Annotated in this window: 6 protein-coding genes; 2 read left to right on the top strand and 4 right to left on the bottom strand. The window is 44.5% G+C overall.

Annotated features, from left to right (window positions below):
* Both CAG68_RS00325 and CAG68_RS00320 read left to right on the top strand, forming a co-directional pair.
* A partial coding sequence (locus CAG68_RS00325; protein WP_161440634.1) for a flagellin occupies positions 1–577 on the top strand: 577 nt, incomplete at its 5' end.
* Between the two features lie 116 nt (positions 578–693).
* On the top strand, positions 694–1,818 hold the full coding sequence (locus CAG68_RS00320) for a flagellin (protein ID WP_054730132.1): 1,125 nt from the start codon (positions 694–696) through the stop codon (positions 1,816–1,818).
* A gap of 96 nt (positions 1,819–1,914) precedes the next feature.
* On the opposite strand, the gene crr is transcribed toward CAG68_RS00320, so the two are convergent.
* The 4 genes from crr to CAG68_RS22240 form a co-directional block, all read right to left on the bottom strand.
* Positions 1,915–2,424 (bottom strand): PTS glucose transporter subunit IIA, encoded by a 510-nt coding sequence (crr, locus tag CAG68_RS00315; RefSeq protein ID WP_005382041.1) that lies wholly within the window; start codon positions 2,422–2,424, stop codon positions 1,915–1,917.
* 121 nt (positions 2,425–2,545) lie between these two features.
* The gene (ptsI, locus tag CAG68_RS00310; protein WP_161440633.1) at positions 2,546–4,270 is read right to left on the bottom strand and encodes a phosphoenolpyruvate-protein phosphotransferase PtsI; all 1,725 of its coding nucleotides are present in this window, start codon (positions 4,268–4,270) and stop codon (positions 2,546–2,548) included.
* Positions 4,271–4,410: 140 nt separating this feature from the next.
* Positions 4,411–4,668: an HPr family phosphocarrier protein gene (locus CAG68_RS00305; protein ID WP_005382043.1), complete on the bottom strand. Its 258-nt coding sequence runs from the start codon at positions 4,666–4,668 to the stop codon at positions 4,411–4,413.
* Between the two features lie 114 nt (positions 4,669–4,782).
* Positions 4,783–4,962, bottom strand: a 180-nt coding sequence (locus tag CAG68_RS22240; RefSeq protein ID WP_237667814.1) for a hypothetical protein, incomplete at its 5' end; no start/stop codon positions are given.

Here is a 4,962-nt window from a genome sequence, read left to right as displayed (position 1 = left end):
GAACGTTGCCCAAGGCAAGAATGACCTAAAAATCAACCTGACGGACAGCTACGGCCAAGAGCAAGAAATCAACATCAGCGCAAAAGCGGGTGACGATATCGAAGAGCTTGCGACTTACATTAACGGTCAAACTGACCTAGTGAAAGCCTCAGTAGACCAAGACGGTAAACTGCAAATCTTTGCTGGCAACAACAAAGTCGAAGGCGAAGTCGAGTTTTCAGGCGGCCTATCTGGCGAGCTAGGTTTGGGCGAAGGCAAAAAAGTAACAGTAGATACTATCGACGTAACCTCAGTTGGTGGCGCACAAGAATCTGTTGCTATTATCGATGCAGCACTGAAATACGTAGATAGCCACCGTGCAGAGCTAGGTGCATTCCAGAACCGTTTCAACCACGCAATCAGCAACTTGGACAACATTAACGAGAACGTGAATGCGTCTAAGAGCCGTATCAAAGATACAGATTTCGCGAAAGAAACGACGGCAATGACCAAGTCACAAATTCTATCGCAAGCGTCAAGCTCAATCCTTGCGCAAGCGAAACAAGCGCCTAACTCAGCGCTAAGTCTGCTAGGTTAATCAATTTAACAAAGCAAGAAACCAAAGCCAGGCTCATCCCTGGCTTTTTGCTTATTGGCTATAACGATTCAGATGTGTCCTGACAGTATGTTCGATAAGGCATTCATATCGATTAGATGATCTCTTTAAATTCCAATGTTTCTGCGATGGTGGCGCAGAGACACCTGAGTCAAGCAGCTGCGCAAAATGTTGAGTCACAACGCAACCTAACTTCGGGGTTTCGAATCAACTCGGCGAGCGATGATGCGGCAGGTTTACAGATATCGAATACTCTCCATGTACAAACGAGAGGGCTTGATGTCGCCTTAAGAAATGCACACGACGCTTTTTCTGTTGCTCAAACAGCGGAGGGAGCATTGCACGAAAGCAGTGACATATTGCAACGCTTACGCTCTCTGGGGCTTCAAGCAGCAAACGGCAGTTATGACTCAAGTGATCGGCAAAGTATTCAATATGAGGTCGTAGCGCTGCAAGATGAGGTTGATCGTGTCGCGATCACGACAACATTTGCGGATAAAAACCTGTTTGATGGATCTTACGGTTCACAAAGTTTCCATATTGGCGCGAACGCTAATTCAATCTCTTTGACGTTACGTAACATGCGTAGCCATATCCCAGAGATGGGAGGGCAGCATTATGTTGGTGATGCGGTCGATAAAGATTGGCGAGTCACTAAAGATAACCAAACTCTCAAAGTCGAATACCAAGACAGTAAAGGGCAAACCCAAACGGAATCCATTGGACTCAAATTGGGTGACCGTATAGAACAGGTCGCCACTTACATCAATACTCAACAATCGATAGTGAATGCTTCAGTAACGGAAAACAACGAACTGCAATTCTTCGCTTCTACGATGAAGGCGCCAGAGGGTGTGGTTCTCGAAGGGAGTTTAGCGGATGAGCTTGATGTGAGCGCTGGTCAATTAGTCACAATGGATGACATTGATATGTCGACGGCAGGTAAGGCTCAGCTTTCAGTTGGGGTGATTGATGCAGCAATTAAGTACGTTGATTCGCACCGAAGTGAAATTGGCAGCTTTCAGAACCGTGTAAACGGCTCGATGGATAACTTAAATACTGTGAATCGGAGTGTTACAGAGTCCAAGAGTCGAATAAGAGATACAGACTTCGCAAGAGAATCTACGGAAATGGTGCGTTCTCAAGTCCTCCAAGATGCGACAACAGCATTATTGGCTCAGGCAAAGCAAAGGCCGAGTTCGGCACTTGGATTACTTAGCTGAGCGGGTTTCATTGATGTAAGTCGATCAGAAAAAAATTTCAGGGAATAAAAAACGCTGCCAATGGCAGCGTTTTTTTCGTGTTCGATTAAGTAAAAATTACTTAGTTACACGTAGAACTGGAGTTTCACCAACAGTTACAGAACCAGAAAGCTTGTTTAGCTCTTTGATTTCGTCCATGTTAGAGATAACAACTGGAGTTAGCGTTGACTTCGCTTTCTCTTCTAGAAGAGCTAGATCGAATTCAATTACAGTGTCGCCAGCTTTAACAGTTTGACCTTCTTCAGCGATACGCGTGAAGCCTTCGCCTTTTAGTTCAACTGTGTCGATACCGAAGTGAACGAAAAGCTCAACACCGTCGTCAGACTCGATAGAGAACGCGTGGTTAGTTTCGAAGATCTTACCGATAGTACCGTTTACAGGAGCTACCATTTTGTTGCCTGCTGGCTTGATAGCAATACCGTCACCAACGATTTTCTCAGCGAAAACAACATCTGGCACGTCTTCGATGTTTACAATCTCACCAGAAAGTGGCGCGATGATTTCGATAGCACCAGCGTCAGCGCTGTCATCAGATACAAGCTTCTTAAGTTTGTCAAACAGACCCATTGTGTCATGCTCCTAAGGTTTGGTTTTATTCTGTCGAATTATAGTATACCAATATAGCTCATTAGACGACTTTTTTCGCCGTCTAATGGCCATTAAGTATTGAATTACTTGGTACTACCGATTACTGAGCTTTCTCAGCAATAAACTTTTCTACCACGGCTTCGATTTCTTCTGCTGTCGGTAGAGAAAGGGCTTCTTCAGCCATTGCTTTCACTTCTGCGAAGTTAGAGTTACGAACTACTTTCTTCACTTTAGGGATAGAGATACCGCTCATTGAGAACTCGTCCAGACCCATACCTAGAAGTAGAAGTGTTGCACGCTCGTCACCTGCAAGTTCACCACACATACCAGTCCATTTACCTTCTGCGTGAGAAGCGTCGATAACTTGCTTGATCACAGTAAGTACAGCAGGTGATAGTGGGTTGTATAGGTGAGAAATCATCTCGTTACCACGGTCAACCGCTAGTGTGTACTGAGTTAGGTCGTTTGTACCGATAGAGAAGAAAGACACTTCCTTCGCTAAGTGGTGTGCGATCGCAGCAGCAGCAGGAGTTTCAACCATAACACCGATTTCGATGTTTTCGTCGAACGCGTGGCCTTCAGCGCGTAGCTCTTCTTTGTACTCTTCGATCGCTTTCTTAAGCTCACGGATTTCTTCGACAGAGATGATCATTGGGAACATGATACGCAGTTTGCCGTGTGCAGAAGCACGTAGAATGCCACGTAGCTGATCACGAAGGATTTCACGACGATCCAGACTGATACGTACAGCGCGCCAACCTAGGAATGGGTTCATCTCTTTTGGAAGATCCATGTATGGGAGATCTTTATCGCCGCCGATATCCATAGTACGGATGATCACAGCTTGACCGTTCATTGCTTCCGCAACTTCTTTGTACGCTTGGTACTGTTCTTCTTCAGTTGGTAGCGCAGTACGGTCCATAAATAGGAATTCAGTACGGTACAGACCAACACCTTCACCGCCGTTACGAAGGATACTGTCACAGTCTTTCACTGTACCGATGTTACCGCAAACTTCTACACGGTGACCGTCAGTCGTTTCTGCGTGTAGGTCTTTCAGTTTCGCTAGCTCTTCTTTTTCAGCTAGGAATGCTGCTTTAACCGCTTTCGCTTCTTCTAGCTCAGCTTCTGATGGGTTAACAACAATCTTGTTGTTCATTGCGTCAAGAATCAGCATGTCGCCATTCTTAACTTTCTTCGTGATGTCGTTAGTACCAACGATAGCTGGAAGCTCAAGTGAGCGAGCCATGATTGAAGTGTGAGAAGTACGACCGCCGATATCACAAGCAAAACCAAGCACGTAGTCTAGGTTGATTTGTGCAGTTTCAGATGGCGTTAGGTCGTAAGCAACAAGAATTACTTCTTCGTTGATATCGCTAAGCGAAACAATGTTGATGCCTAGTGCGTTCTTAACAAAACGAGAACCGATATCGCGGATGTCAGTTGCACGCTCTTTTAAGTATTCGTCGTCTAGAGACTCAAGAGCACATGCTTGCTCTTCGATCACTGAGTGGATAGCGTGATCAGCAGTCATCTTGTCGTTTTTGATAAGTGCTAGGATTTCCTCTTCTAGCTCTTCGTCTTCAAGAAGCATGATGTGACCTTCAAAGATCGCTTCTTTTTCTTCGCCAAACGTTTCAAGCGCTTTTTGCTTGATAGTTTCTAGCTGAGCTGCAGATTTGTTACGAGCGTCAAAGAAACGCTGAACTTCAGCTTCTACTTGATCGTCAGAAATAGTGTTTGTGTTTAGGACAATTTCATCTTCTTGAAGTAGTAGTGCTTTACCGATTGCAATACCAGGAGATGCTAGGATGCCTGAAATCATAGCCTTACCTTAAGTTTGGTCAACTTTATAAAACGGGAGAATAATGGGTGCGCTAACGAATAGTTTTAGCTTAGTTTTGAGCCTATTTCCAACGAAGCCATTTTGCTTTCACAAAATGGCTTCTGGAGTAGGAGACCGGATTAGTGTAGTTGGTCCATTAGAGCAACTAGGTGGTCAACTGCTTGCTGAGCTTGTGGGCCTTCAGCAGAAATAGTAACTTGAGTACCTTTTACTAGGCCTAGTGTTTGTAGTTTGAACAGGCTCTTAGCGCTAGCGCTTTTACCGTTAGAAGTCACAGTGATGTCTGCGTCGAATGCTTTTGCTTCTTTAACAAACTGTGCAGCTGGACGAGTGTGAAGGCCGTTTTCTGCTGTGATTTCTACTTGCTTCTCGTACATGTGATATACCCCAATAAATGTATTTTTTTGTTAGTTTGTGACCAGATTTTAGCTTAACTGCTTTACATCTTGTGCGCTAGCACGGGAAGAGTTCAAAGCGCGTCAGTTCTGATACTAGTCAAAAGTTTGGTAACTACGCAACTGTTTGCGTGCGTAATCACTTTGAAACCTTTTTGTGTTCTGCTTCTTTATTTTGAAGCTAGAAATAAAACACCCTGATATTACCAAAGGTAGGGCAGGGATCAACAAAAAAGCCCCTAAACGGGGCTTTTTTAAACTAAAAATTGATTTGAA

The organism is Vibrio sp. V42_P2S4T144, from assembly GCF_009904715.1.
GTDB classification, from domain to species: Bacteria; Pseudomonadota; Gammaproteobacteria; order Enterobacterales; family Vibrionaceae; genus Vibrio; species Vibrio alginolyticus.
This window is presented reverse-complemented; position numbering and strand designations above follow the sequence as displayed.

Excerpts from the sequence above, each read along its gene's own strand:
- CAG68_RS00320 (WP_054730132.1), top strand. The coding sequence starts at position 694 with ATGATCTCTTTAAATTCCAATGTTTCTGCGATGGTGGCGCAGAGACAC.
- crr (WP_005382041.1), bottom strand. The coding sequence starts at position 2,424 with ATGGGTCTGTTTGACAAACTTAAGAAGCTTGTATCTGATGACAGCGCT.
- ptsI (WP_161440633.1), bottom strand. The coding sequence starts at position 4,270 with ATGATTTCAGGCATCCTAGCATCTCCTGGTATTGCAATCGGTAAAGCA.
- CAG68_RS00305 (WP_005382043.1), bottom strand. The coding sequence starts at position 4,668 with ATGTACGAGAAGCAAGTAGAAATCACAGCAGAAAACGGCCTTCACACT.